At 64.7% G+C, this 26,247-nt stretch carries 24 protein-coding genes; 12 read left to right on the top strand and 12 right to left on the bottom strand.

Annotated elements, in window-relative coordinates:
• Positions 1-6 precede the first annotated feature (6 nt).
• Complete coding sequence (locus tag ACWUI7_RS02150; RefSeq protein WP_496640591.1) at positions 7-744, bottom strand: hypothetical protein; 738 nt, start codon at positions 742-744, stop codon at positions 7-9.
• A 163-nt stretch (positions 745-907) separates the two neighbouring features.
• On the opposite strand from ACWUI7_RS02150, the gene ACWUI7_RS02145 reads away from it, so the two are divergent.
• Positions 908-1,528, top strand: a complete 621-nt coding sequence (locus tag ACWUI7_RS02145) for a LysE/ArgO family amino acid transporter (RefSeq protein WP_496640520.1) — start codon at positions 908-910, stop codon at positions 1,526-1,528.
• 184 nt (positions 1,529-1,712) lie between these two features.
• Here ACWUI7_RS02145 and ACWUI7_RS02140 read toward each other — a convergent pair whose 3' ends face one another.
• Both ACWUI7_RS02140 and ACWUI7_RS02135 read right to left on the bottom strand, forming a co-directional pair.
• Positions 1,713-2,624 (bottom strand): serine/threonine-protein kinase RIO2, encoded by a 912-nt coding sequence (locus ACWUI7_RS02140; RefSeq protein WP_496640519.1) that lies wholly within the window; start codon positions 2,622-2,624, stop codon positions 1,713-1,715.
• A 580-nt stretch (positions 2,625-3,204) separates the two neighbouring features.
• Complete coding sequence (locus ACWUI7_RS02135; RefSeq protein WP_496640518.1) at positions 3,205-4,026, bottom strand: TrmB family transcriptional regulator; 822 nt, start codon at positions 4,024-4,026, stop codon at positions 3,205-3,207.
• Between the two features lie 391 nt (positions 4,027-4,417).
• Between ACWUI7_RS02135 and ACWUI7_RS02130 the strand changes: the two genes are divergently transcribed.
• From ACWUI7_RS02130 to ACWUI7_RS02110, 5 genes are all read left to right on the top strand, one after another.
• Positions 4,418-5,224 carry a TrmB family transcriptional regulator gene (locus ACWUI7_RS02130; protein WP_496640516.1) on the top strand — a complete coding sequence of 269 codons (807 nt, stop codon included), beginning with the start codon at positions 4,418-4,420 and terminating at the stop codon, positions 5,222-5,224.
• 701 nt (positions 5,225-5,925) lie between these two features.
• Positions 5,926-6,765, top strand: coding sequence for a lipoate--protein ligase family protein (locus tag ACWUI7_RS02125; protein ID WP_496640515.1), 840 nt, complete (start codon positions 5,926-5,928; stop codon positions 6,763-6,765).
• 72 nt (positions 6,766-6,837) lie between these two features.
• On the top strand, positions 6,838-7,713 hold the full coding sequence (locus ACWUI7_RS02120; RefSeq protein ID WP_496640514.1) for a deoxyribonuclease IV: 876 nt from the start codon (positions 6,838-6,840) through the stop codon (positions 7,711-7,713).
• Positions 7,714-7,729: 16 nt separating this feature from the next.
• On the top strand, positions 7,730-8,563 hold the full coding sequence (locus ACWUI7_RS02115; RefSeq protein WP_496640590.1) for a class I SAM-dependent methyltransferase: 834 nt from the start codon (positions 7,730-7,732) through the stop codon (positions 8,561-8,563).
• Positions 8,564-8,643: 80 nt separating this feature from the next.
• Positions 8,644-9,372, top strand: coding sequence for a glucose 1-dehydrogenase (locus tag ACWUI7_RS02110; RefSeq protein WP_496640513.1), 729 nt, complete (start codon positions 8,644-8,646; stop codon positions 9,370-9,372).
• A gap of 5 nt (positions 9,373-9,377) precedes the next feature.
• On the opposite strand, the gene ACWUI7_RS02105 is transcribed toward ACWUI7_RS02110, so the two are convergent.
• From ACWUI7_RS02105 to ACWUI7_RS02090, 4 genes are all read right to left on the bottom strand, one after another.
• On the bottom strand, positions 9,378-10,532 hold the full coding sequence (locus tag ACWUI7_RS02105) for a pyridoxal phosphate-dependent aminotransferase (protein WP_496640512.1): 1,155 nt from the start codon (positions 10,530-10,532) through the stop codon (positions 9,378-9,380).
• A gap of 97 nt (positions 10,533-10,629) precedes the next feature.
• Entirely contained in the window at positions 10,630-11,286 is a 657-nt protein-coding gene (locus tag ACWUI7_RS02100) for a DUF7095 family protein (RefSeq protein ID WP_496640511.1), read from the bottom strand.
• Positions 11,287-11,341: 55 nt separating this feature from the next.
• Positions 11,342-11,872 (bottom strand): Mut7-C RNAse domain-containing protein, encoded by a 531-nt coding sequence (locus ACWUI7_RS02095; RefSeq protein ID WP_496640510.1) that lies wholly within the window; start codon positions 11,870-11,872, stop codon positions 11,342-11,344.
• The gene (locus ACWUI7_RS02090; RefSeq protein WP_496640509.1) at positions 11,869-13,668 is read right to left on the bottom strand and encodes a DNA polymerase/3'-5' exonuclease PolX; all 1,800 of its coding nucleotides are present in this window, start codon (positions 13,666-13,668) and stop codon (positions 11,869-11,871) included. Before ACWUI7_RS02090 ends, ACWUI7_RS02095 begins: the two co-directional genes overlap by 4 nt.
• 96 nt (positions 13,669-13,764) lie before the next feature.
• Here ACWUI7_RS02090 and ACWUI7_RS02085 point away from each other — a divergent pair, with 96 nt between their 5' ends.
• Positions 13,765-14,181, top strand: a complete 417-nt coding sequence (locus ACWUI7_RS02085; protein WP_496640508.1) for a DUF2237 family protein — start codon at positions 13,765-13,767, stop codon at positions 14,179-14,181.
• A gap of 57 nt (positions 14,182-14,238) precedes the next feature.
• Here ACWUI7_RS02085 and ACWUI7_RS02080 read toward each other — a convergent pair whose 3' ends face one another.
• Together ACWUI7_RS02080 and ACWUI7_RS02075 are read right to left on the bottom strand one after the other, a co-directional pair.
• Positions 14,239-15,486 carry an MFS transporter gene (locus tag ACWUI7_RS02080; RefSeq protein WP_496640507.1) on the bottom strand — a complete coding sequence of 416 codons (1,248 nt, stop codon included), beginning with the start codon at positions 15,484-15,486 and terminating at the stop codon, positions 14,239-14,241.
• Between the two features lie 87 nt (positions 15,487-15,573).
• Positions 15,574-16,968: a signal recognition particle protein Srp54 gene (locus tag ACWUI7_RS02075; protein ID WP_496640506.1), complete on the bottom strand. Its 1,395-nt coding sequence runs from the start codon at positions 16,966-16,968 to the stop codon at positions 15,574-15,576.
• Between the two features lie 196 nt (positions 16,969-17,164).
• Here ACWUI7_RS02075 and ACWUI7_RS02070 point away from each other — a divergent pair, with 196 nt between their 5' ends.
• Both ACWUI7_RS02070 and ACWUI7_RS02065 read left to right on the top strand, forming a co-directional pair.
• On the top strand, positions 17,165-17,317 hold the full coding sequence (locus ACWUI7_RS02070) for a hypothetical protein (RefSeq protein WP_496640505.1): 153 nt from the start codon (positions 17,165-17,167) through the stop codon (positions 17,315-17,317).
• A 59-nt stretch (positions 17,318-17,376) separates the two neighbouring features.
• A complete protein-coding gene (locus tag ACWUI7_RS02065; protein WP_496640504.1) occupies positions 17,377-19,038 on the top strand; it encodes a SufS family cysteine desulfurase in 1,662 nt (553 codons plus the stop codon).
• 61 nt (positions 19,039-19,099) lie between these two features.
• Here ACWUI7_RS02065 and ACWUI7_RS02060 read toward each other — a convergent pair whose 3' ends face one another.
• Complete coding sequence (locus ACWUI7_RS02060) at positions 19,100-19,972, bottom strand: pantoate kinase (RefSeq protein WP_496640503.1); 873 nt, start codon at positions 19,970-19,972, stop codon at positions 19,100-19,102.
• Positions 19,973-20,105: 133 nt separating this feature from the next.
• On the opposite strand from ACWUI7_RS02060, the gene ACWUI7_RS02055 reads away from it, so the two are divergent.
• Positions 20,106-20,945 (top strand): phosphatase PAP2 family protein, encoded by an 840-nt coding sequence (locus ACWUI7_RS02055; protein ID WP_496640502.1) that lies wholly within the window; start codon positions 20,106-20,108, stop codon positions 20,943-20,945.
• A 34-nt stretch (positions 20,946-20,979) separates the two neighbouring features.
• Here ACWUI7_RS02055 and ACWUI7_RS02050 read toward each other — a convergent pair whose 3' ends face one another.
• Both ACWUI7_RS02050 and ACWUI7_RS02045 read right to left on the bottom strand, forming a co-directional pair.
• Entirely contained in the window at positions 20,980-21,918 is a 939-nt protein-coding gene (locus ACWUI7_RS02050) for a sulfatase-like hydrolase/transferase (protein ID WP_496640501.1), read from the bottom strand.
• A 21-nt stretch (positions 21,919-21,939) separates the two neighbouring features.
• A complete protein-coding gene (locus ACWUI7_RS02045; protein WP_496640500.1) occupies positions 21,940-22,317 on the bottom strand; it encodes a sulfatase-like hydrolase/transferase in 378 nt (125 codons plus the stop codon).
• Positions 22,318-22,503: 186 nt separating this feature from the next.
• Between ACWUI7_RS02045 and ACWUI7_RS02040 the strand changes: the two genes are divergently transcribed.
• Entirely contained in the window at positions 22,504-25,083 is a 2,580-nt protein-coding gene (locus ACWUI7_RS02040; RefSeq protein WP_496640499.1) for a histidine kinase N-terminal 7TM domain-containing protein, read from the top strand.
• Between the two features lie 183 nt (positions 25,084-25,266).
• Positions 25,267-26,082, top strand: a complete 816-nt coding sequence (locus ACWUI7_RS02035) for a GLUG motif-containing protein (protein WP_496640498.1) — start codon at positions 25,267-25,269, stop codon at positions 26,080-26,082.
• The last annotated feature ends 165 nt before the right edge of the window (positions 26,083-26,247 follow it).

Here is a 26,247-nt window from a genome sequence, read left to right as displayed (position 1 = left end):
GACGGTTCATTCGGGTGCGGGCCGAACGAGGTCTGCGAGCGCGACGAGCGCCCCGAGGAACCAGCCGATCGGTATCGAGATCCCGATCCACATCAGCAGGTAGCCGATACCGGGGAGTCCGACTCCCGCACCGAACGTCTCCAGGTTGAACGCACCGCGGATGACTTCGTTGAGCCCGCCGACGGCAAAGATCGTGTCAAGAATCCAGACCGCGAGCGCGTAGCTCGGGTCGAGGACGTACGGCTCGAGCGAGGGGGCGACGAGCGCGGCGACAACCGGCGGGAGAAACAACGCGGTCATCGCCAGCGGGTACGCGAGCAGGACACTGGTGAGTCGACCGCCCGCCTTCGAGGTGACCGCGGCAAGCCCGGCGGCGACGACGGCGACGATGCTTGCGACCCCCACCGCAAGAACGTCAGCGAGCGCGAGCTGGAAGTAGGTCAAGACCGTGAGCGCGCCCCACCCGAGCGCGGCTGCGAGGATCACGCCGACGACCCCGAGTCGGGTCACCGCACTGTCGAACTTACGGGCGTAAAACCGGGTTGTAAAGCCGAGGAGAAGAAATGGGTACACGGCAGCGACGAGCGGCGCGCCGAGCGCGCCCCACAGGTAGTACGCGACCCGCTGCGGGAGCGTCTCCGGCTTCCACTTGCCGAGTACCGTGCTCGGGTCGAGCTGTCTGGGAAAGACCGTCTCCATCCAGGTCTCGTGGAGGCGAACGACGTCCAATACGAGCGCCTCCAGCAGACCGGGCTGCCCTCGTCGTTCCATTTGACTCTTCTCTCGGGGGAGTCGACGTGAAGGTTGTGGGTTTGTCGGCCCGTGGTCTGGGGATGCAGACCGGACACATGACACGGCGTCGGGATCGGATGGGCTTTGTCCATTAGTCGCCGAGCGTGACCGACACATGTCTCTGGCCGCGTTCACGCACGGACTGGTGCTCTCGTTCGGGCTCATCGTCGCGTTCGGGCCACAGAACGTGTTCATCTTTCAGCAGGGGGCCACACAGCCACGCTTCAGACAGGCCGTACCCACGGTGGTCACCGCCGGCGTCGCCGACACGCTGTTAGTCCTCCTCGCGGTGCTCGGAGTGTCAGTCGTCGTACTCGAGTTCGCGTGGCTACAGACGGTGCTGTTTGCCGCCGGGTTCGTCTTCCTTTGTTACGTTGGCTGGGTGCTCTACATGGCACCGGATTTCGAGCCCGATGCGACCGGAACAGACCGACTTGGAACGCGCGAGCAGGTCGGCTTCACCGCCTCCGTCTCGATACTGAATCCACACGCCATCCTGGACACAGTCGGTGTGATCGGGACGAACGCCCTAGCGTACGCCGGGGCGAACCGGTGGTCGTTCACCGTCGGCTGTCTGATCGTGTCGTGGGGGTGGTTCACCGGACTGGCTATTGTGGGGCGGCGGCTCGGTGGGGCGGCCCCCGGGTGGTTACGCCACCTCAACACGGTCTCTGCGGCGCTCGTCTGGCTCGCCGCACTCTACATGGGTATACAGCTCGTCGACCTCGTGGTGTGAGGACGCCCATGGATTCTCGATACACGGCTCCGACGCGTGGACCCGTCCTCACTCTGGGCACAATCTGTGCACACCGGGTGCGATGAAAGGCGGTGAGCGTGGACAAAATAAACGAAGTACCGATCACTGCCAGCTACTGAGGCCTGTGACGCTCGCAAAGAAATTCGATATCGCAGTATACGATTTATTGGGTGTCGATCGCCCGCACCGAATCGAAGGTTCCATTGGCGATCGCGTCGGCGACCGCACGGACGTCCGCCAGCTCAACCGCGTTAGGGTACTTCCGAGTGAAATACCGCGAGAGATTGTGAACGTCGCGTTCGAGGAACTCCCGAGCGTTCTGGTGGTCAACAGGAACAGCCTGTGGCCAGTCGAAGACGGTGACACCGCTCTCTGCGACCGCAACGTTGTGCTCAGAGGCGTCGGCGTGGACCCACCCCAGATCGTGAGCGGTCGTGAGTTCGCGGTAGATCAAATCCAGGACGCCCGGGGCCTGTGCGGGCTCCAGTGTGGCCCGAGCGAGTTCCACGCCGTCGAAGGTGTCCATGACGATGGCGTGGCGGTTGTGATCGACCGGTCGCGGGACGGAGACGTCCGGATACAGTGCTTCCATCACCTCGTACTCTCGTTCGGCCGCCTTGCGTGCGGTGTAGAGCCAGGACACGTGGTCGCGGTCAGCGGTATACTCGCGCTCGCGATTCACCTCACGGAAGTTAGTGTATCCCTCGCGGTGGTACTTCAGCGCGTGCGGCCGGAACGACCGCACCTCGTAGACGTCACCTTCCTTGCCTAATCCAAGTGGTGAGCCAACGCCATCGATGGTCCCGCGCTCGGAGAACGTTCGCAGCGCCAGCGCGTCGTACCCCTCAAATGTGAGTTGGTACCCCTCGTACTGGATCGTCTTGCGCTGGATCAGCTCACGATCGAGACAACGATCGAGCCGGTAGTCGACCTCCTCGCGCGTGAGCGTGGCGTACTCTGGGAGTTTGTCACGCCGGACCCACTCGGAAAAGCGCATCCCCTGCTCGACACCCGAGAGGAGATAGAAGTCCTCGGGCTCGAGTTCCGCCATCTCGCCGGCGATGTTCCGAACCATACTGGCTCTACTCCCGCAGTTCCTAAAAGCACCGCGCGTCCAATTCACGCGTAGCTATAAACCAAATATTGCAATAACAAATCTGTATCTCGTGGTGAGGCTACAGCGGAAACCCTGGGACGTGTGAGACTGCGATCGCGTAGGTCTATCTCCACTCGACAGGTACGCAACCAACGAACCTGGTCGATCGCTCTGACCGCAGAGTGAGAGTGGCTGTGTACATCGGTATCAAACGGTCTACACGCAAAGATGAGACCAGTAGGATACATACCCTATCGGGGCCGGCTGGGCGAACAACGACCTCACCGGGGCTGTGAACAGTTACCTGTTGTTCAACAAAGACGAACCGGGTACCGGATCTGCAGTCGTCCGTGTCTCATTCGACTGAATCAGCGCGTTTACTGCGTCGAGGTCGGCGGAATCGCACAATCGTTCAATGGTCGTCAGCTCACGACTGACAGCGATGGTGATAGTCTCGATGACCGGTGTGAAAAGAGCTCAATGACTCCGTCAGTCTCCCCTCGGACGAGCGCTCAGACTCGTCGGTCATATACCCTCTCTATTGAACGCTGGTACTGCTTCATGACTTTGATTCGGTCTCGGCGTCCTCAACGTTCTGCAACCGCCACGTGAAAATCGCTCGTAGCACAACAACGAGGCTGTTGGTCTCGCCTGCGCCCCATATTGCCGTCTCCGCCCGTGGATCCGAGAGAGCAGCGTCTGTGCCGTTCACGAGGACGCTCACGAGTGTTCGTGTTCGGTCAACCATCATGAGCCGACCGGCAGGCGTGTCCGACCAGACCCACAGCGAGTCAAAGAGGCCCGCTCCAGGAATCTCGTCTTGAATCCGCTCTTGGACCTCTGGGGAGACGCCGCCGAGGCTAATCGTCACACCCCGGTCAGCGGCATCGTGGAGCGCGTCGATGATGTCCTCGGTGAGTAGCTCCTCGACGGTCATGTAGATGATCTCCTCGTCCGCGTCGTTCACGAACTCCAGTACCCGGTCAGTGACCGGGGCTTGCCCGTCGACCGTCCAGACCCCCCGTTGTTCTTCGCTGCGCTTTATCGGTTCGAGTTCGCTTAGCGCGGTCTGGAGAACCGACGTCCGGTAGTCCATCTCGCGTTCGAACGTTTGGCTGGTCGTGCCGGCCGAGATCGCCCAGAACTCCTTGGGTGAGGACTGCTGCACGTCGACCAGCCCTCGCTCACGTAACTCTTCGACGGCGTCGTACACGCGAGTGCGCGGGACCTCTGAGACCTGACTTACGTCCTTCGCAGTGCCCGTACCAAGGCTCACGAGCGCCACGAACGTTCGAGTGGCGTAGGTACTCAGCCCGAACTCATCCAGTTGTTCGATTGCCGCCGCACGGGGGTCATCGACGGGGTCCGAGTCGGTATCCATAATCCGGGTGCCTCTGTGCTGTGAAATCCCAGCCACGGAAATGGCCAGGACCGGCACGCATCGGGGTGTGGTTAGGACACCAGTTCCGGGTCGCGTGCCGGACTAGTGGGTATCGCCCCGGTGTTAATAATACTTTTGTGATTAACAGGGTGAAAGTCTAAACCTTCGAAATGGATGTTTCAGTGTCAGCTATCAGCATTAGCGGTATCTGTGATGTAGCGTATCACAACACATCTCGGAAGATTACGGTAACGCTCTGGCCGTACGCATATCGGTTAGCTCAAGACGTGAGCGCCGTTCAGTTTTCTATCCTGTAGTGACAACACCTATTTCCCCAGCGAAAAAAGATTCGGGGAGTCCCCGGGTTCGTCCGGGTTATGAGTTGGGACACATGAGTACAGATGAAATAACAGATGAAGCGATCGAGGTACTCCAGCAGCTCGGCCTCAAAGAGTACGAATCCAAGTGTTTTGTCGGGCTCTCACGGCTCTCGACAGGCACGGCGAAACAACTCAGCGAAATCACCGACGTCCCCCGGACGCGCGTATACGACGCGATTCGCGTACTAGAAGCCCAAGGGCTCGTCGAAATCCAGCATTCAAGCCCTCAGCAGTTTCGGGCAGTGCCGCTGGGGGAAGCAGCGGAGACGCTTCGGGACCAGTACGAAGCGCGCGTCGAACGGCTTGAAGCGGCACTTGAAGAAGCTGAAGAGCTCAATCCCGAAGAAGAGGATTTAGTTCAAGAAGTCTGGAGCATGTCGGGGACAGATGCGATTGCAAACCGCTCGAACACGCTCATCAGAGATGCGACCGAGGAGGTGGTGTTGGTTGTCGGCGATGGCTCGTTGTTGACCGAGGAGCTAGTCGAGAGTCTCAACGGGCTTAACGAGAGCGTCGATCTGCTCATCGGTGCGGTCACGGAGGATCTCGAGGCGCAGATTCACGACACCGTTCCACAAGCGACAACGTTCCTGTCGGGGTTGGGTTGGCTCCGCACCGCGGGTGTCGCCGATGACGACCTCGCTATCGGGCGACTCCTCCTCGTCGATCGGTCAGCAGTCCTCGTCAGCACACTCGTTCCTGACACGCACAAAGAACAGGCCATCTTCGGCGGGGGATTCCGCAATGGCCTCATCGTGATTGCACGGCGGTTGCTCTCACAGGGACTCATTCCGCAACACGACCCACAGGCAGATTAGTACCCACTACGGCTCAAGACGGGGGATGTGTCTCGGCGTACGGTCAATTTTTGATCACGACCAGTGGACGAGTCGCCCGTTTACAGAAAATACAGGAACAACGCAGCCAAGATTCACTCACAACCAGTCAGCGGGTAGTTCGTCTTCGTGGGTAGCTAGCAGTTCAAGCAGTGGCCTGATCTCGTCGAATTTTGGCCCTTTCGTTACCTCATGGGTGTCCTCGTTCCACTCGGTGAACCCATAGTCGGCTAACTTCGGGAGAGAGGTGCTGCACGGTCACAAGCCGCTCAACGGCATCAGCGTCACGTTCAGAGTCAGCGATAACAACTGGCATATCGTCCTGTGGATTGTGATCTAGCAACGCGATCAGCAGTTTGCGTCGCTGAACAGCAGCCAATGCATCCACCATACGATCAAAAGACGGGGTTGCACTGATTTCCTCAATGATTCTACGTAGGAATCCACACCGGTGACACCCCACAATTTTGCAACGACGAGAGTTTTGATTAACCGAGTAACGAATTTTGAGGCAGGTAATCATACTAGGGCTCACTCGATGCGTATGAAAATTGCACCAGTGAGTTGGAGTGCTGCGCGTTGGGAGGGTTGTGTGATAGTCCACTCATCCATTGCGCGTGTCAGTCTCAACGTCTGTGTATCTAGAGCACAACCGCTTTGATCTCGCAGCGTCCAGTCGAGATATGACTGCACCGTCCGGCGAGTGGCGGCTGATTCGCGAGGAGTGCCGACCGGGGCCGATGCAGATGGCACTCGACGAAGTGGCCGCAGAGACCGTGAGCGCGGGGGGACCGGCAACAATTCGAACGTATCGATGGGATCCGAGTTGTCTCACCCTCGGGTACAGTCAAGCCCCCGACACGGTCGACTGGGAGGCCTGTGGGCGGGCCGGCGTCGACGTCACACGACGACGGACCGGCGGCGGTGGGATCTACCACGACCACGTCGGCGACATTGCGTACTCGATCGCTGTCGACGCAGACGACGTGCCCGGTGAGCTCCTCGAGGCGTACCACCTGCTCTGTGCGCCAGTGTTGGACGCGTTTGCGAGGCTCGGCGTCGACGCCGACTACGTCAACGAGACGGTCCCAGCGCTGTACCACCCAGCATGTTACCTCCGCGAGCTGCACCCGGCGCACGATATCGTCGCCGACGGTCGAAAGATCGCGGGGAACGCCCAGTATCGAACCCGTGAAGCGGTCGTCCAACACGGCTCGCTCACGTACACGGTCGAGGCAGCAGCACATCTCGACAGCTTCACTGACCCACCGGTGTCAGCCGCGACCGTCCGCGACCGAGTGGTTGGGATCGACGAGCTCGCCGACGTTGACGGGGCGACCGCTGTCGACCGAGCGACGGCCGTCAACCGGTTGGAGTCTGCACTCGCCGACTGGGTGACCGGCGGCGGCGGGACGCTAGACCGAGGCGGCGCGTGGACGGACGACGAGCTCGCGCGTGCACGAGAGCTCGTCGAGACACGCTACCGCGACGACGAGTGGATCCGACGCACGCCGGGTATGTGAGTCAGCCTGACACCTCGAACGGGCGGGAGCCGGTTCCGAAGCGGCTTTGAGACTCCCGACCCTGGCTCAAGTATGAGTCTTCAAGTCGGTGCACACGTCTCTATCTCGGCGTCGCGTGCGTCGAACGACCCCGAGACGCCGCCGCACGGCAACATCGCGAACGCGGTGTTCAGACAGACCGCGTTCGGCGGGAACTGCGGGCAGATATTCACGCACTCTCCACAGGTGTGGGAGGACCCAACTCTCGATTCGACCGAGGCCGAACAGTTCCGGTCGGCAACCAAGCGCGACCTCAAGGGGCCGTGGGTGATCCACACCTCGTACCTCGTCAATCTCTGTACGCCGAAAGATGACCTCCGTGAGAAGTCGCTCCAGTCGATGCAGCGGGAGGTCGACGCCGCAGACCAGCTGGGTATTCCGTACGTGAACGTCCACCTCGGAGCACACACCGGGGCGGGCGTCGAGGGCGGGCTCGACAACGCGGCGGGGGTCGTCGACGACGTCGACGTGCCGTCAGACGTCACGATCTTGATCGAGAGCGACGCGGGCGCGGGGACCAAGCTCGGCGGCGAGTTCGAACACCTCGCGGGGATCATCGACCGAACCGACACCGACATCGACGTGTGTCTCGACACCGCGCACGTCTTCGCGGCGGGCTACGACCTCTCGTCGGCCGCCGCCGTCGACGAGACCGTCGAGGCGTTCGACGACGTGGTCGGCTTAGAGCACCTCCAGTGTATCCACCTCAACGACTCGAAACACGACTGTGGAACGAACAAAGACGAGCACGCACACATCGGTGAGGGACTGATTGGCAAGGCTGGAATGGAGCGGATCGTGAACCACCCCGACCTGCGGTCGGTGCCACTCGTCTTAGAGACGCCGACGGAGGACGGCAAGAGCTTCACGTGGAACATCGAGCGGGTCCGGTCGCTTCGAAACGAGTGAGCCGGTGGACGGACCCGTGAGGCGATTTTCGGCGTCGTACCTCGCACATACCCGTGAGGGGATGTGGAGCGACAGCCGCGAGGCGCTTGCTGACTGTTCGCTTAGGGACCGCGACCGCGCCCTCGACGTCGGCTGTGGGACGGGCGCGTTCACCCGGGTGCTCGCCGAGGAGACACCGCAGGACGCGACCGTGATCGGCGTCGACGCCGACCCAGGGTTGTTGGACGTCGCGAGCGAGCGATACGGCCCGGAAGACGGCAGGGGCCCGTGCCGCCCGCAGTACATTACAGGCGACGCCACACGGCTGCCAGTAGGTGACGACGCCGTCGACCTCGCGGCGTGTCAGGCGCTTTTGATCAATCTCCCCTCGCCGGCGGCCGCGGTCCGCGAACTCGTCCGGTCCTCATCGGATCTGGTCGCTGCGATCGAACCGAACAACGCAGCAGTCGCGGTCGCCTCGACGGTCGACCGCGAGACGGCCCTCGAACGGGAGGCGCGGGCGGCGTACCTCGAGGGTGTCGGCACCGACGTCGCGCTCGGGGACCGCGTCGAGATGCTGTTCGAAGCGGCCGGGCTCGTCGACGTGCAGTCGCGTCGGTACCTCCACGAAAAGCGGACGGCACCGCCGTACGACGATCGGTCACTTGAGTCGGCCGCACGAAAGGCCTCGGGATCCGGGCTCGACGCACATCGTGAGGAGCTTTGCGGCGCGCTTTCGGCGGCCGCATACGACGACCTCCGGCGGCGGTGGCGAGCGATGGGCCGCGAGGTCGTCGCCGGGATGCGCGACCGTGACTACGAACGCGTCGAGCTCGTCCCGTTCGAGGTGACGGTCGGGCGTGTGCGGTGAGGCCGGAACTTGCGGCCGGACGACCCGCCTCGGTCGCCGGGTTCGGTACACGGAAGTCATCCGAGACACAGACGACAGACATGCCAGCCACGATCGTGACGGGCTCATCGAGGGGTATCGGCCGCGGGATCGCGCTCCGGTTCGCCGACGACGGGTACGACGTCGCCATCAACTACCACACGAACGAGGAGGCCGCCGAGGCTGTCGCTGAGAGCGTCCGCAACCGCGGACAGTCGGCCGTCGTCGTCGGCGCGGACGTATCAGATCCCGACGCCGCAACGCGGTTGGTCGAGTCCGCAGTAGACGCGTTCGGCGGGCTCGCCCACGTCGTGAACAACGCTGGGATCGACCAACACGTCTACACTGAGTCGCTCGACCCCGCTGACTTCGACCGGGTGATGGACGTTAACGTCAACTCGGCGTTCACCGTCACAAAGGCGGCACTTCCCCATCTACACGCCGCCGACGAGCCCGCGTCGGTCACAAACGTCTCTTCGATCCTTGCGCACACGGGCGCGCCGATCGAGTGCCACTACGCCGCCTCGAAGGGCGCACTCGTCTCGCTCACGCGGAGTCACGCCGCCGACTTCGCGCCCGACGTTCGGGTGAACGCCATCGCGCCCGGGCACATCGAGACCGATATGACGACCGATCGAGATCCGGAACAAAAACGCGAGGAGCTCGCGGCGATCCCCGCCGACCGATACGGGCAGCCGGAAGACATCGCCGATGCCGCGGCGTATCTCCGTGACGCGACGTTCGTCACGGGCGAGACGCTGAACGTGAACGGCGGCGAGCGAATGGGGTGAGCCGCTCAGTACGCCTCGAGTCCGGCTTCGATCCGGTCGAAGCCCTCGCGTAGCTCCGCCGGCGAGCTCGCGAACGAGAGCCGGAGACGACCCGGTGTCGTTTCCCCGAAGCCGTCGCCGGGTGCAAGCACCACGCCGTGTTCCTGGAGGAGGTACATCGCAACGTCGAGGGCGGGCTCGTCGAGTCCGGGGTCCAGGTAGGCGTAAAACGCCCCCTCCGGCCGGGGACACGAGAGTCCATCGATAGATGCGACACGGTCGACGACGAGGTCACGACGGGCCTCGAAAGCGTCGTACATCTCCTCGAATGGCTCCTGTGGGCCGGTGAGTGCGGCGATCGCAGCGTGTTGGGCAACGCTCGATGCACAGGCGGTCGTTGACTCGTGGATCGTCACCACCTCGTCGGTAAGGTGACGGTCGCCGGCGAGCCAACCGAGCCGCCACCCGGTCATTGCGTACGTCTTCGAGCAGGAGCCAACGGTGAGCACGTGTTCTGGGTGGTCTGTGTACGCGGCGATCCCCTGACCCGGCCCGTCGTAGGTGAGCCCGAGGTACACCTCGTCTGCGATCACGTACGCGTTGTGGTCGGCCGCGGCCTCAACGACCGCTTGGCAGGCCGCCTGGTCGTAGACCCGCCCGGTCGGGTTCGACGGGGTCGTGAGCACGATAGCGGCCGTCTCGTCGCTCATCTCGTCGATTACGCGGTCGGCATCGAGCGCGAAGCCCGTTTCGGCCGGCATCGGCACCTCGCGGAACGTCCCGTCCGCCAGTCGCGCCTGCGTCTCGTAATTCGGCCAGACCGGACCGGGCGCGAGTAGTTCCTCACCCGGCCCGACAGTCGCGAGGACAGCGAGGTGGAGTGCCTCCATGCCCCCGACGGTGACGACGACCTCTTCCGGATCGTGGGTTACGCCGTACCGATCGGCGAGGGTGTCCACGATGGCTCGACGGCACGCCGGCATTCCGGCGTTCGAGGTGTAGTGGGTGGCGCCCCCACGAGCCGCCTCCGCCGCCGCGTCGATAACGTGGTCTGGCGTGTCGAAGTCTGGCTCGCCGACCTCAAGACGGATCAGGTCGCTGTTGTGCTGTTCGGCCAAGTCGTACATGACCCGGATGCTCGAACGGCCAGCCTCACGGACGCGGTCGGTGGGTGTGGGCATACAGTCACCACGGCGATGAACGGCAAAAGCCGTCGGGTGGCGGAAATCGCCGTCTGCTCCCGCAGCGGAGTGCGAGGCGATGGCACACAGCGGCGGTTCACACCATGTCGCCGCGAACCGAGGTCGTCGCTTGCTCGGCGCGGGCCGTGGTGATGGCGTCGGCGATTCGCTCAGCAGTCGCTTCCTCGTCGACGCCGAGCATCTCGAGTGCGGCCGGAAGCGTCGGCATCGCGAACGTGCCGGCGCGGAGCCGCTCCATCGCTGCTGTGTCGCGCTCGCCGTCGACCCACAGACACACCCCGCGGGGATCTATCACTTCCGCGTACGCGTCGCGGGCAAGCGCGCCGCGCAGCCGCTGGGTGACGTTATCCTCGAAGCTCGCGTTACACACTTCGAGGTGAATCGGGTCGTCCGTGGGAGCGGGCGCGAGGAGCTCAGCACCGAGACACTTCTCGGGGGCGGCGTACCCGTTGTCGCTCGTGCGGACGCGGTCGGGGTGCGCCTCGGCCCACGAGGCACGGACGGTGCTTCCGACGCCCTGGACCCCGTACCGGTCCGCAAACGACGCCGCAGCCTCGTCGTCGCTCTCCAAGAGCACGTCCTTCGTGAGGTAGACGTCGAGTCGGTCAATCGGATCGAGCCCGAGTGCGACGTCGCCGTATGCCCACACTTCGCGGACCGGCGCCGGTAGCGGCTCCCGGTCGACGCGGTCAAGGATCGATTCCAGCCGGTCGACGGCCCGTTCGCGTTCCATCGGCTTCCGATACACCCCGGCGAGTGATACCGGTTGCGCCGCCGGTCGGACCGAGTCACAAGGGTACGTCCTCACCACCGGTCAATCCCACCTCGGTGAGCCGCTCGGCGACCGACGCCCAGTGACTGCCCTTCCAGAACCACTGGCCACAGTCGCGACACCGCCAGTGCCGATCCGGGCCGTCCGCCGGGACGTACGAGGGGCGAGGCGCGTCAAGAGTAACGCGCTTTAGGAGACCGTTGCAGGCCCCACAGCGAGTCGGTTCGTCGGCGAGTTCGATTGGATACCCGGCCGCGTCGAGTTCACGGAGCTGGTCGAGCACGTCGCGCTCTGTGAGGCGGACAGCATCCTCGATGCGGGTGGCAAGCGCACGGTCGCGGGTCAGGAGCGTTCGGTCCGTCTCGGCGGCCAGCGCCGCGAGCTCGTCGTCGGCTTCGATTCCCCGGTCGAGCGCGTACAGCGCGTCGTACCCACACATCCGGAGATACGTCACAAGCGTCCCACACATGACGTCAACGAGGACGCGGGGTGGCTCTGTCGCCGCGGGTTCAGCGGCGTGGTCCGCGTCGCGGCCGTCAGTCGTCACGAGAGGAACGACCGAAGCGCGGAGCGGCTGTAGGTGTTGAGTACGTCCGCGGTCTCGGCCCAGCCCCGGCGGGCAGTGTGAACCCCGTATCGAGCATTGTCGAGCTCGCCAGGCGCGTGGGCGTCAGTGTTCACGACGATTGTTGCGCCGGCGTCGACAGCGGCGCGGACCGCGGTGCCGTCCGCATCGAGCCGCGCCGGATTGGCGTTCACTTCGATCGCCACCCCTTCGCGCGCCGCCGCCTCGGCGACGACCTCCATGTTCGGCGCCAGCCCCGGGCGACTGTTGATGAGCCGGCCGGTCGGGTGCCCGAGGATGTCGACCAGGGGGTGTTCGACGGCGCTGACGAGCCGTTCCGTAGCGGCCTCCGGATCGGCATCGAGTGCCGCGTGCGGCGAGGCGACAACGATGTCAAGATCCGCGAGAACGGCGTCGTCGGGCACGATCGATCCATCGGCTGCGATGTTCGCTTCGACGCCATGGAGCACCTCGACCGAGGCGTCTTCGGCGACGTCGGCGATCACCTCGGCCTGGGCCGTGAGTGCCTCGTCGTCGAGAGCGATGTCGCCGAACACACCCGGTCCCTCGCCGTGGTCGGTGACCGCGTAGTACTCGTACCCGCGCGCTTCGGCGGCCGTCACCATCGCGTCGATGGAGAAGCCGCCGTCCGACCAGTCGGTGTGTGTGTGGAGGTCACCGCGAAGTGCCTCCGTCTCGACGAGGTCGGGGAGGTCGCCCGCGGCAGCAGCCGCGATCTCACCGGTGTCCTCACGGATCTCCGGCGGGACGAACGACAGCCCGAGCGCCTCATAGACGCCCGTTTCGGTCTCACCAGCAACTCGGTCGCCGGTCTCTCTGTCGACTGCGCCGGCGTCGGCGTCACCGCCCTCGTCTGTGGCTGTCGTCTCGTCGTCGGTCTCGCCGGCCGATTCCTCGAGCTCAAACAGTCCGTACTCGTTGAGCGTGAGCCCTTGATCGAGTGCGCGGTTGCGGAGCGCGACGTTGTGTGCCAGTGACCCAGTGAAGTACTGGAGTGCGGCGCCGAACTGGTCCTCGTCGACGACACGGAGGTCGACGCGGGTGCCGGTCGCGCGGACGCTGGCCTTGCTCGTGCCCGCCTCGATAGTCTCGTCGACCGCCGGCCACGCGAGAAACGCCTCGAACACCGGGTCGCGGTCGGTGCTGGCAACGAGCAGGTCGATGTCACCGATGGTGTCACGCCAGCGGCGGATCGACCCGCACACTTCGGCCCGCGAGACCGCGTCGATGTCCGCTAGATACGCGAGTGCGTCGTCCGCGAGGGGTCTAGCGTCGCCGAGACGCGTTCGCTCTCGAGATTCCCTCGCGAAGGGGATATGCTCGAGAATCGACGTCTCCGTCTTCGCGCCGAACCCGCTCACCTCCCGTATCTCTCTCGCCTCGGCGGCGGCTTCCATCTCATCGAGAGTGGTGATACCGAGCGCCTCATACAGGGTGCCGACGGTCTTTGGGCCGACGCCCTCGATGGCAGTCAACGCCCCGATGTTCGCCGGCAGCTCCTCGCGAAGCGCCTCGAGCTCGTCTATCGATCCGGTGTCGATGTACTCGACGATCTTCGCTGCAATGGCGTCGCCGACGCGATCGATCGCCGCGACAGCATCTTCGCCGTCGGCCGCGAGCGACTCGATCGGTGTGGCGTGTTCGCGGACGTTCTCGGCCGCACGGCGGTACGCCGACGGCTTGTACTCGACGCCCGTCGCCTCGAGTCGGTCTGCGAACTCCTCGAGGAGGGTGGCGACCTCGTCGTTCCGACTCATTCGTGATCGGCTTCGGCGCCACGGGATATATATTGTCGGCCGCGACGTCCGACGGCGGCCGCGGGACCTAACTTCGTCGCGACAGTACAATACCACGTGTCATCCGGAGAGCGTGCCGAACAGGAACGAAACGTGTTCGGCGATCCCCTCGAGCCGTGTAGCATCGATCCGACAACTGGCTACCTACGCGACGGCCGGTGTCGCGACGTCGACGGCGACGTCGGTGAACACACGCTGTGTGCCGTCGTAACCGCCGAGTTCCTGACGGACAGTCGGGACCGTGGCAACGACCTGATCACGCCCCAGCCGGCGTTCGACTTCCCGGGACTGACGCCAGGTGATCGATGGTGTCTGTGCGTCGGGCGTTGGCTCGAGGCCGTTGATGCCGGTGTCGCGCCACCGGTCGTGCTTGAGTCCACGAACGAGTCGGTGCTCGACGCCGTCGACGCCGACCGCCTCAACCGACACGCCTTCGATCCGGAGACGTTCGAGCCAGAGACGCTCGACACGTAGCGGCCGCAGCCATTGGCATCGAGACGCGGGCCCTATCCGATCCCGTCGTCGACCGACTCACCGTGTCAGCCACAGACTGGTCGCGACGAGCGCAGCGAGCGCGATCGAACCGGCAAGCGCTGCGAACGCTGGGCGGAAGCCCACGCGGTCTGCTATCGCGCCGACGACGGCGGGCGCGAACGCACCCGCACCCATGAGTAGTGTTCTGACGACGCCGAGCCCGCCGCCGGCGAGGCGGTCCGGTAGCGTCTCGACGAGGAAGGCGCCGCGGACGGGACGGAATCCATGCGACCCGACGCCGAACGCAACGACGAGCGCACCGAGAACGACCGGAGCGTATCTGCCGGTGGGTGCGGGTCCGTCCCCGCCGAGCACGACGACTATCACGAGAGCGACCGACGCAAGCGCTAACGTCACGGCCATCACCGGAAGCCGACCCAGCCGATCCGAGAGGTCACCGGAGACGAGCTGGACGAACGTCGCAGCGAACAACGCGGCGTAGATCAGACTCGCGGTCGACGTCTGGAGCCCCGCTACCTCCGAGAGGTACAGCGGGAAGAACGCGACTGCACCATTGTACGCGAACGAGAAGGCGACCGTCACGAAGACGAATGCGACGAGCCGCGGGTTGCGGAACGCCTCAAGATACGCGTCGACGCCGGGGTCGGCGTCGCTGTCGTCGGTGGCTCCCGACCTCGCCGAGAGCCGAGCTGGCACCCGAGTGGCGAACACGGCGGCGGCCGCGAGGGCAGTGATTCCGGTGGCGGCGAACAGGCCGCGCCAGTCGGCGCCAGGAAGCGGCCTAAGGAAGGTCACAATCGCCGGCGGCGGCGTGAGGACGAGGACAACAGCGGCGGGTGCGGCGACCCCACCGAGTGCGCCGAGGGTGTCGTGTGCGCCGAGGACACGCCCCGTCTGGGAGGGATACGTCCGTGCGAGCAGCCGCACCGCCACCGTCTTGTGTGCGCCCGTGCCGGCCCCGATGACGAGCATGATCCCCGCGAGCACGACGAACGGGGTGTCGACCACGAGCGCCAGTGACCCGACGCCGGCGACGCCCGCCCCGGCCGCGATGACGCGGACTGGCCCGACCCGATCGGCGATCGCCCCGCTAGGGAACTGCATCAACGCGTACACGAGCATAAAGCCGGTGAAGGCTGTGCCGACGGCGGTGTTGCTCACGTCGTACCCCGTCTGAAGCGGCCCGAAGAGCGGCGGGAACGCGTACCGGACGAACTTCCCGAGAAACCAGAGGAGTGCGGTGAGTACGACGGCATCGTACACGAGGAGCCGCCGGAAAGTCATCGGCGATTATACTCTCGTCGGTGAGTTAAACCAGCCGAAGTCGGCAGCGAACAGCGCTGCGGGTGCGTTTGACCCCAAGTACGGCGGCTAGCCGAACGGGCCCTTGCCGCCGCCCATCATGCCGCCGAGGCCGCCACCGCCGCCGCCCATCTTCTTCATCATCCGCTGCATGTCTCCGTCGCCCATCCCCTGGAACTGCTCTATCGTCCGCTCCATCATCGAGTGCTGTTCGAGCAGCTGTCTCACGGTCTCCTCGTCGGTACCGGAGCCGATCGCGATCCGCTCGGTCCGCGACTGACCGACGACACGGGGGTTCTCAAGCTCTTCGTCGGTCATCGAATCCATGATCCGTTCGAACTTGCGCATCCGGTCTTGGGTGACGTCCATCGCGTCGTCCGGCAGCTGGTCCATCAGGCCGCCGCCCATCCCGGGGATCATGTCCATTACCTGATCGAGTGGACCCATCCGGTTCATCGCCTCCATCTGTTTTTGCATGTCTTTCAGCGTGAAGCTCCCTTCGAGCAGCTGTTCGGGGTCCCAGTCGTCGTCTTCCGCCTGGGCCTCCTGCATCGCGCGTTCGACCCGCTCCGAGAGCTGCTTGAGGTCGCCCATCCCGAGCAGCCGCGAGATGAACCCCGACGGCTCGAATCGCTCGACGTCTTGGACCGTCTCACCGGACCCGAGGAACGCGATCGACGATCCGGTCTCGTTGACGGCCGTCAGCGCCCCGCCCCCCTTCGCGGTCCCGTCGAGTTTGGTGATCACGACGCCGTCGATGCCGATCGACGACTCGAACTGCCGAGCCTGGTCTTTCGCGCCCTGGCCGATCGCCGCGTCGAGCACGAGCAGCGACCGGTCGGGGTCGACCGCCTCGTCGATCGCTTCGATCTCGGCGATGAGGTCGTCTTCGAGCGCGTGTCGCCCCGCAGTGTCGACGATCTGGACGTCTGCGTCTGCGGTTGCCGCCATCCCCTCGCGCGCGATCTCGACCGGGTCGTCGCCATCGGGGTCACCGTAGAAGTCGACCTCGGCGCGCTCGGCCATCTGTTTCGCCTGGTCGTACGCGCCCGGTCGGAAGGTGTCCGTCTGGATCACCGCCGGCTGGAGCCCTTTCGTCGAGAACCACCACGCCATCTTTGCCGCAGAGGTAGTCTTTCCGGATCCCTGTAACCCGGCGAGGAGGATGGTCTGTGGTTCTAGTGGTAGCGCGGTGGAGTCGCCGACGAGACCGACAAGCTCCTCGTAGACAATCTTGAGGACGTGGTCGCGGGCGGTCGTCCCGCCCGGCGGCTCCTCTTCGGTGGCGCGCGTCTCGATCGCGTCCGACAGTTCCATGACGAGCGAGACGTCGACGTCAGCCGCCAGAAGCGACCGCTGTATTTCTTTGACGATCGCCTCGACGTCGTCCTCGTCGAGCCGCGATTTGCCCTGGAGCCGGTCGAGACTGCTCCGAAGGGATGTGCCGAGGTCGTCGAGTACCATTTGCCGGTACTAGGCGGCTCGCGGGCTAAAGCTTTGTTCGTCCGGCGACCGAGCCCGACGCTGGTCGCACGCCGGTCGTACCCCGCCCGAAGGGCAATCGAGGCGGTCAGCTCGGGTGGTTGTTCCATCTGCCGGTGATGCACGATCAATGCACAGCCGCGACACGTTTTATGTTTCCAGACAGCGATTGTGATACATGCCGACGTGTCCAGACTGCGAGACAGAAACGAGAAAGCGACTCGCGATCGTTGACCCGTCAGAGCTGAAAGAAGAGCGCGACTACTGTCTGACCTGTGGAACCTTCGTTGACGACGACGCTCACCCGCGACGGAACCGATCGGGTGAGTGAGCCGGCGCGACCGACCATCCGCCCCAGAGACTTTTACGAGTGCCCCGAGACCGTGAGATATGCACACGGACCCCGCGGCGATTCGCGACGACTTCCCGATACTGGATCGGACGGTGGACGATGCACCACTCATCTACCTCGATAACGCCGCCACGACCCAGACGCCGACACCGGTGTACGACGTCTTCCGCGAGTACTACGAGCGCACCAACGCGAACGTCCACCGGGGAATCCACAAGCTGAGCCACGAGGCGTCCGTCGCGTACGAGGCGGCTCACGAGCGGATCGCCGACTTCATCGGTGCGAGTGGCGGGCTCGGTGAGATCGTCCTCACGAAGAACGCCACCGAGGCGGTGAACCTCGTCGCGTACGGGTACGGGATGGCGACGTTCGAACCGGGCGACAACGTGGTCGTGACAGAGATGGAACACCACGCCTCGCTCGTCACCTGGCAACAGGTGGCAAAACGAACGGGCGCGGAGATCCGGTACGTCCGAGTGGACGACGACGGCCATCTCGACATGGACCACGCCGCCGAACTGACCGACGATGACACCGCGATGGTCTCCGTCGTTCACGTCTCAAACGTCCTCGGGACGATCAATCCCGTGCACGAGATTGCCGACATCGCACACGATCACGGCTCGCTTGTCTTCGTCGACGGAGCACAGTCGGTCCCAAATCGGCCGGTCGACGTCGAAGCGCTCGGTGCCGACTTTTTGGGGTTTTCCGGACACAAGATGGCTGGGCCGACGGGCATCGGGGTGCTCTACGGGAGGCGACACCTGCTCGAGACGCTGGAGCCGTTCCACTACGGCGGCGAGATGATCCGTCACGTCACCTTCGAGACGTCGACGTGGAACGAGCCACCGTGGAAGTTCGAGGCGGGTACTCCGCCCATCGCCGAGGGGATCGCACTCGGCGCGGCAGCCGACTACCTCGATGCGATCGGCATGGAGGCGATCGCGGCCCACGAGAACGAACTCGCCCAGTACGCACTCGACCGGCTTGGGGCGCGCGACGACGTCGCAGTGTACGGCGTGCCGGCCGGTGAAGAACGGACGGGACTCGTCTCGTTCAACGTTGACGGGGTCCACGGTCACGACCTCTCCTCGCTATTGAACGACCGTGGCATCGCAGTCCGCGCAGGCGACCACTGTACACAGCCGCTGCACGATAGTCTCGAGATCCCCGGCTCGGTCCGAGCGTCGTTTTATTTGTACACCACGAGAGCTGAGGTTGACGCACTCGTCGACGCCCTCGAGAACCCCCGTGAGCGACGCGACGCGTTCGTCGCCTCAGACCGGTTTCACAACCGGTTCGCCGACCACTATCAGGACCCGCGAAACGCCGGGACCCTCGCCGACCCGACCTTCACGAAACACTCCGCAGAGACGTCGTGTGGCGACGACGGTGAGTTCTTCGTGCGGGTCGAAGACGGCGTCATCGAAGCGATCGGCTTCGAAAGTGAGAGCTGTGCGGTGAGCACTGCGGTCGCGAGCATGGTTGCGGAGGCGCTGCGTGGCGAACCGATCACGGCGGCACTCGAGGCCGAAACGATCGTTGAGGAACTGGTCGGCGACGCGTACCCAGACCTCCGGCGCGACTGTGTGCGTGGACCTGCATCGGTCATTCAATCGGCGGCTCGCGACCACCTCGACGGCGGTGACCCATCGGCAGTTCAGCTTGCAGACACACCGAACGTCGGCCAGACAGATTGAGCTGCGAAGCGCAGCGGCGACTGGACGGCTACGCCCGTGCTCCTGTCGGGCAACCGGCCGGTCACCGAACGGGGATCGACTCGTCGGTGAGCGGGTCGTCCGGAAGGAGTCGGGCTCCAGAGGGGTGTGCTCGACAGACGTGCGGGTCGTAGCCAGCGTCTGAGAGGCCCGTTCCGAGGGCAAACACCGTCTGGCCGAGCATCGCCATCGCCGCGGATCCGCCGGCGGCCGAGACGGCGTCGATCGCCGCCTCGACTGGGGGGGCTAGCAGATTCGCACGCTCGGCGAACGCCCGCGACGCGGTCATAAACGTCTCGAGACGCGGATCGTCGATGACACGGTCGAGCGCGTGAGCACCGGCCACAGAGAGCCGGTCGGTGTCGCCGGCGAGGACATCGGCGGTCGACAGCGGACCGAACGAGACGTACTCGACGCGGGGACTAGCGGGGATACCGTCGAGCGAGCCGTATCCCGGTGCGCCTGGTTCGAGTCGGATCGGCACGCCGCCGCGTGCCTGTGCAACCACGTCGCCGAGGCCGGTCTCACGCTCGACGTCCGCCTCGTGGGCGATTCGAACGAGTTCGTTTTCTGACCGACCGCAGTCGGCCGCAGCGTTGGCCGCCATCGCGGTCCCGAGCGCCGCAGCACCCGAGACACCGAAACCGGCACCGACCGGAAGATCGGTCGTCATCTCGACCCGCGCTCGGACCCCGAGCGCGTCGAGGACGTCCGTGACCGCGCCGACCGATGCCGACTCACCGTCGAGCGTGAGCGAGGTCGTCGCGTCGGTGGGGGTGACGGTAACGGTGACGCCCGTCGAGAGGGTAACGCCAGCACCGCGCGACCCGGCCGCCGCCGCCCGAGCAGCCGGGTGTGCGCTGAAGAACCCGGTGACGTGACCGGGGACGACGGCGGTTTCGCGCGGGCGATTCATATCCGGTTAGAGGGGATCCCGCTGATTAACCGTTGTCATCTGGTCTCCGAACTGGAGCCGAAGTGGTGGTCTGCGGCCCAACCCGCCGGGACCGGTGTGCTCATGTGCCGGGAGTCGCAAGCCGTGCCGACTGATGCAGTTCGTCCCCTTGGTGCTTCTCGTTGCCGGAGGAGCGCTCGTGAGCTTCGCCGTCCTCGTGCCGTACTGTGTCGGCCGAGACCGAATCGGTGCGGTGCTCGGAAGCCGTGATCGACGTCGACGCCGGCTGCGAGCCGTCGCGCCGTACCTCGGCGGGCTGGCGCTCGTTCTGCTCGTGAACAAGGGACTACTCAGGCGACTCGAGACGCTCTCGCGTGCATACGGGGTTCGGGCGACGCTGTGGTTCTACGAGCTGGAGGGCGATGCGGTCGCGACCGTGCAGTCCGCCATCCCCGAGTGGGGCGTGTACGTCTTCGGGCCGGTGTACGTGCTCGGCTACGTGGTCGTCCTCACTCTCCCGCTCGTCGCGTACGTCTTCGCCACGAACGCGCGAGCCGTGAAGACACTCGTCACGGCGTACGCGGTGGAGTACCTCGCCGCGATCGCGTGTTACACAGCCGTGTTCGCGTACGGGCCTCGAAACTACCACCGGCTCCCCGGGGCCGACCCAACTGCCGCACAGGTCGAGGCACCGCTGCTCGAGGCGTTCCGGAGCGTGACACGACTCACCGCGCGGGTGAACGTCGAGACGAACGTCTTCCCGTCGATGCATGCCGCGTTGTCTGTCACCGTGTTCCTCGTTGCAGTGTCGACACACGACGAGTTCCCTCGGTGGACAGGCGTCGCCGGCGTCCTCGTGGCGAGTATCCTGCTCTCGACGCTGTACCTCGGTGTCCACTGGGTCACCGATCTCGTCGCTGGCGGCGTGCTCGCAGTCGGTGGCGTCGTCGTCGCCGACCGAATCGTCTCGCGCGGTGACCGCGCGAGGTGGTGACGCCCACAACAGGGGTCGGTTCCCGCTCTCGTCGTTAGTAGTACCCGAGGGCGGCGAGCTGTGCCTCGACGTCCGCGTCGGGTTGTCGCCCCGCGAGCGGTTCGCGGACGGGGTCGCGGTCGGGATCGCGATCGTTGGCGGTGTCACGGAAGGCTCGGTCGACCGTCTCCGGCTCGATCGGATCGCGGTGTTCGACGACGCCCGGAGCGTGGACGAGCGTCGTCACTCCCCTGTCGCCCCAGTACGAGCGCTTTCGGACGGCACCAGGGGTGTCAGGCGCGTTCTCGTAGACGGCACGGCTCGGTTCGAGGTACGGCTCGACCGGATCACAGCGTCGTTCGAACCGCTCGCGAAGGTCGGCGGTGACGGGTTGTTTGAGCGCGAGTGCACGGTCGACGGTGAAGCCACGAGATGGCGGATCGTCGCGGGTATGCGCGTGAACCACAGCTGGGAAGCGAGTGAGCGCGGCAAGCTCGTCGACCCGTTCACCGGTCGCCCCACCGGGCGGCCGGACGACGAGGGGGACGTGCAACAACTCCTCGTGCATCGGAAGGATGTGAGAGACGGCAGGGGGCTCGCCAGGGACGCGACCGGGTTGGCCGAAGCCGTCGCCGTGGTCGCCACAGACGACCACGAGCGTCTCATCGAGCGCGCCTCGAGACCGGAGCGACTCAAGTACGTGTTCGAGGACCGCGTCGGACTGTCGAATACCGCCGTCGTACAGCGGTTCGAGCGCGCCGAGCTGCCAGTATGGACGATCGCCGCCGTAGAACGCCCACTCCCAGCGGATCGGGAGATCGGACTGGAGCGTCCGTGCGCGGTCGTCACCCCAGTGATCGTACGCCTCACGCGGCTCGAACGGCCGGTGGGCGTCCATCAGGTTCAGACACGCGGCCCAGGGGCCGTCGACCTCGGCACTCCACGCCAGCGCCCGGTCGGCGTAGTAGAAGCCGTCGGGACCGGGGTCGAGCACGGTCGTGTCGTATCGGTCGTCCTAGTCGTCTGGCACGCCGACCGTCGTCTCGAAGGGGGCGTCGAGGCCCGCGTCGCGGCCGGTCAGAAAGCCGTTCTCGGTGAAGAGTCCGGTCGTGTAGCCGTCGACAGAGAGCGCCTCGAAGACGGTGTATCCGGCCCGGAGTCGGTCGTGGACGGTCACTTGATGGACGTGTGCGTCGAGCCCGGTGAAGAGGCTCACGTGACTTGGGAGCGACCAGTTCGAGGGCGCCCGAGCCTGGGTGTAGACGATGGACTCGTCGGCGAGTCGTGAGAGATACGGCGTCGTCTCGCGAGCCGCACCGTACAGCGAACAGTTTGCGGCCCGCACGGAGTCGAGCACGACGAGCAGCACGTTCGGAGAGGCGTGGATGCCCATGGGGCACACGCTGGGTGCGGGAGGGTAGTCTTTGATATGTGTCCTCCGTATCGAAGTAGAGACGCACAGACGGCTCACAACCGGTACGGGTGACCCTCGAGCGTCACCGAGCAACATCGTTAATAGCACCCCATGCGGGAAGTGGGTGTGCAACTGGCAGTGGTCTGGGGAGGTATCAGGTAGTGTATGAGTAGCTGGCAGTATCCGCCCGTGCTCTGGCTGTTCGTGGTCGCCAGCCTGAGCTCGTTTCTCATCGGTCTGTACGCCGTCTGGTACACACTGTATCGAGAGCGGCGCCGGCGGGTCGTCATGGTCGCCGCAATCACCATCCCGATCGCAGTCTGGGTCGGGACGGCGGCGATTAAAGTAGCGAGCACTGACCCGGCGATGAAGACGCTCTGGTATCGTCTCGAGTTCGTCGGACACGCCTGGCTGCCGTCGTTGTTCGTCGTGCTCGTGTTAGATTACGTCGCGCCCGAGCGAATCACGCGTCGGCTGTGGAGCATGTTGCTCGCAATTCCGGTGGTGACGATCGCGCTGGCGGTGGGAACGCCGGACGGGGTGTTTATCCACACCCTCCTCGTCGACGCGGGCGGCGGCTACGTCGCGATCGAACAACAAGTCACCCCGTTGTTCGGCGTGCACATCCTGTGGTCTGTCGGCGTGACGCTCGTGATGACGGCCGTGATCCTATGGGCAGTCGTTCGCCGACGGGTGCCGCGATTCATCGGGATCATCTTCGGGATCGCCCCGATCATCCCCGTCGTCGTGTTCACGCTCCGCGCACTCGAGATCTATCCGCCGGGCGGGTCGGGGTTCGACATCACCCCAGCGGCTATCGGCGCGACGATGGCCATCGACATGGTGATGATCTACAGACACCGGGTGTTCGACCGGGTCCACACGGGGCGGAGCCAGGCGCTCGAGGCACACGCCGCCGGCTACCTGCTCGTCCACGACAGCGGCCACATCGTCGACGCCAACGCGGCCGCGGCCGACCTCGTCGGGGCGAGCGACCGCGAGGCGTTGGTCGCGAGTGACGTCGGTGCGCATCTCCCCGAAGCGGTGCTCTCGTCTGCCGACCGCCGGGTGGTGGTAGGCGACCAGACGGTGTTCGTCGAGCGAACCGCGATCGGCGGTGTCGGGGGGACGGGGGGCTACGCGCTGTTGTTGACCGATATCACGGAGCTCGCCGAGCGCGAGCGCGAACTCACCCAGTATGCCGCGCTCATCGAGCGACTGCCAGTCGGCGTGTACCGCGTCGATGAGAGCGCCGACCCGAGCCTCCGCTACGCGAATCCGGCGTTAGTCGAGATGCTCGGCGCGGCGTCGCTTGCGGAGCTCCAGGCGGCGTCGGTTCCATGGATCGACGAGTCGACTGCAGAAACACCACCGGCGGACACACCGGGACGGTCCGATGCGGAGTCCTCGAAACGGAGAGATGAGACGCAACGATGGGCCCGGCTAGACGGGACCGAGTTTTGGGGGCACGCAACCGACGTGGTCGTTGACGTCGACGACGGCAGGTTCATCGAAGGGTCGATGCTCGACGTGACAGAGCTGAAGGAGGCCGAACTAGCCGCCGTCAAGGCACGCGACGAGCTACGCCGGGAGCGCGACAGCACGGAGACGCTTCAGCAGCTCCTCATGGAGACAGCTGCGGTCCCGGCGATCGCAGCGACGATCGCAGAGCAGGCGCGCGACCGGATCGGCGCGGCGGCCGTCTGGGTGGTCGAGGCCGACGGCGAGACGGTGCTTGCGACCGCGGACGAGGCAGTCGGTGGGTCGGGGGATGCGACCACAGACGAGAGTGTCGCACGCCGACGAACGATCGCCGGGGTGGCGCAGTCGGCGATCAGTGCCCGAACCCCTCGTGTGGAAACGGATGGCGGCGACGAGTCGACGCCAGTGACCCTGCTCGCGGTCCCGGCGACGTACGAGGGCGTGTGCTATGGGGCCATCGTCGCCAGCGAGTCGGATGGCGACCCGCGAGAGCCGCTGGCGGAATTCGCGGAGACTGTTGGATTCGTCCAGCACCGCAAGCAGGTTCGGTCGGTGTTGACCGCGCCGACGGTGCTCCAGCTCGCGATCGAGGTAACCGACTCGAGTCACCCGCTGCTCGCGATGTGTGTTGACCTGCGCGGAACGCCGTTCGATCCACTCGCCGTAACGACCACGCGACCGGCGAGAGGCGAGGGTGGCGTCGCATCGCTGCTCGTCGAAGCATCGGACGCCGCGACAGCGATGTCGTTCGCCGCCGCCGGGGACGCGGTCGACACGGTCGTCTCCGCGGAGATGAGAGAAGGAGTCGATGGGCGGTCGCTGGTGCAGGTACGGACGACAGCGTCGACGATCGGCGAGACGATTCGGACGCACGCGGGGTTCATCACGGGGTACACGGTGTACGGATCACGACTCGTGGTCAAGGCGGAATTCCCACGGCGAACGCTGGCGGCGACCGTCCTCGCGGACCTTCGGGAGGCGTGGCCAGGGGCGACACTGCGGACCAAACGCTCCCGGTCGCGCGACACTGAGGAGCAGATGTCGGTAGAAGGACTCACCGATCGGCAAGCCGAGGTGCTCGCGGTGGCGACGAAGATGGGCTTCTTCGAGCGACCACAACGGGCGACGGGCACAGACGTCGCCGAGGTGGTCGGCGTCTCGCGAACCACCGTGATGAAGCACCTGCGAGCCGCCGAACACGAGCTGTTCACGGCACTGTTTGGAAACGACGAGAGCCGTGAAAACACGGGTTTCAATCGCTGAAATGGGATTCTCGAGCTTTTTAGTGCATCGGTGAGCGTCGGGGGGTGACATATGTAACCCCTCAAGGTATGTCGCCATGCGCTCACGCACATCCATGCACGAACGTGGTGCAGTCGACAGCAGTTGGTATGAACAACGAACGATGGAGCGCGCACCGTGAGTGTGCGTCGTCGGGCCGGTTTGGTGGTCGTGGTGGCGGTGATCGGCGGACTGCTCGCAGTCGGAGGAGGATTCGTTGGGAGTGCGGCTGCCACCGACACCGCACCGGCGTGTTCGACGATCGGCTACGCACAGAACAGTTCCGGCTGGAACGAGGTGGGGAATGTGAGCCAGCTCCAGTGTATTGGCTCGAATGGGCTCAGCGAAGACTACGTTTTGATCGACGGTATCGACGCCAGCGGGACGAACCAGTGGAACGATGGGGCTGGGTTCGACCCGATTGGAGAGTACGACTCGACCCCTAGCGCAGATGTCGAATTTACCGGAAGATTCGACGGAGATGGCCACGTGATTTCTGGGCTGTACATCGATCGGATCACAGAGAATTACGTTGGGCTCTTCGGAGTGGTCGAGGGAAGTGACGCAGTCATCGAAGACGTGGGCCTCGAAAATGCCGATGTTCGGGGGAGTTTGTACGTTGGTGGGCTGGTCGGTGTGAATGAGGGTGCAACGGTACGAAAGTCGTACGCCACCGGGAGTCTTGAGGGAGCAGATTCTAAAATTGGAGGGCTGGTGGGAGGTATTACCAACGGCGGCAGTATCGTCCGTTCGTACGCTACTAGTCGTGTTCTCGCAGAGGCTGAAGGAAATAAAGACGTTGGTGGATTAGTCGGTGACAATTTACGGGGAGATATTCACACGTCGTTCGCGACAGGTACCGTCATCGGGATTAACAATGTCGGTGGATTAGCTGGGAAGAACGAAGAAGGAAACATAACCAATTCATATGCCACCGGCAGTGCTGCTGGCAGTCGAAATATTGGGGGGGTTAGTTGGTGATCATAATGGTGGGAAGATCAACAACTCGTACGCCGCTACAGAGGTTAGTGGGACCACAAATAGCGGTGGATTAGTTGGTAAACAGCTCGGTGGCTTCGTGTCGAGGTCCTATTGGGACACAGACCGAAGTGGAGAATCGACGTCGAGTAACGGAACAGGACTGTC

The sequence above is a fragment of the Halorubrum orientale genome (assembly GCF_059623105.1).
Note: the sequence above shows the minus strand (reverse complement) of the source record. Positions and strands in the feature narration are given on the sequence as shown.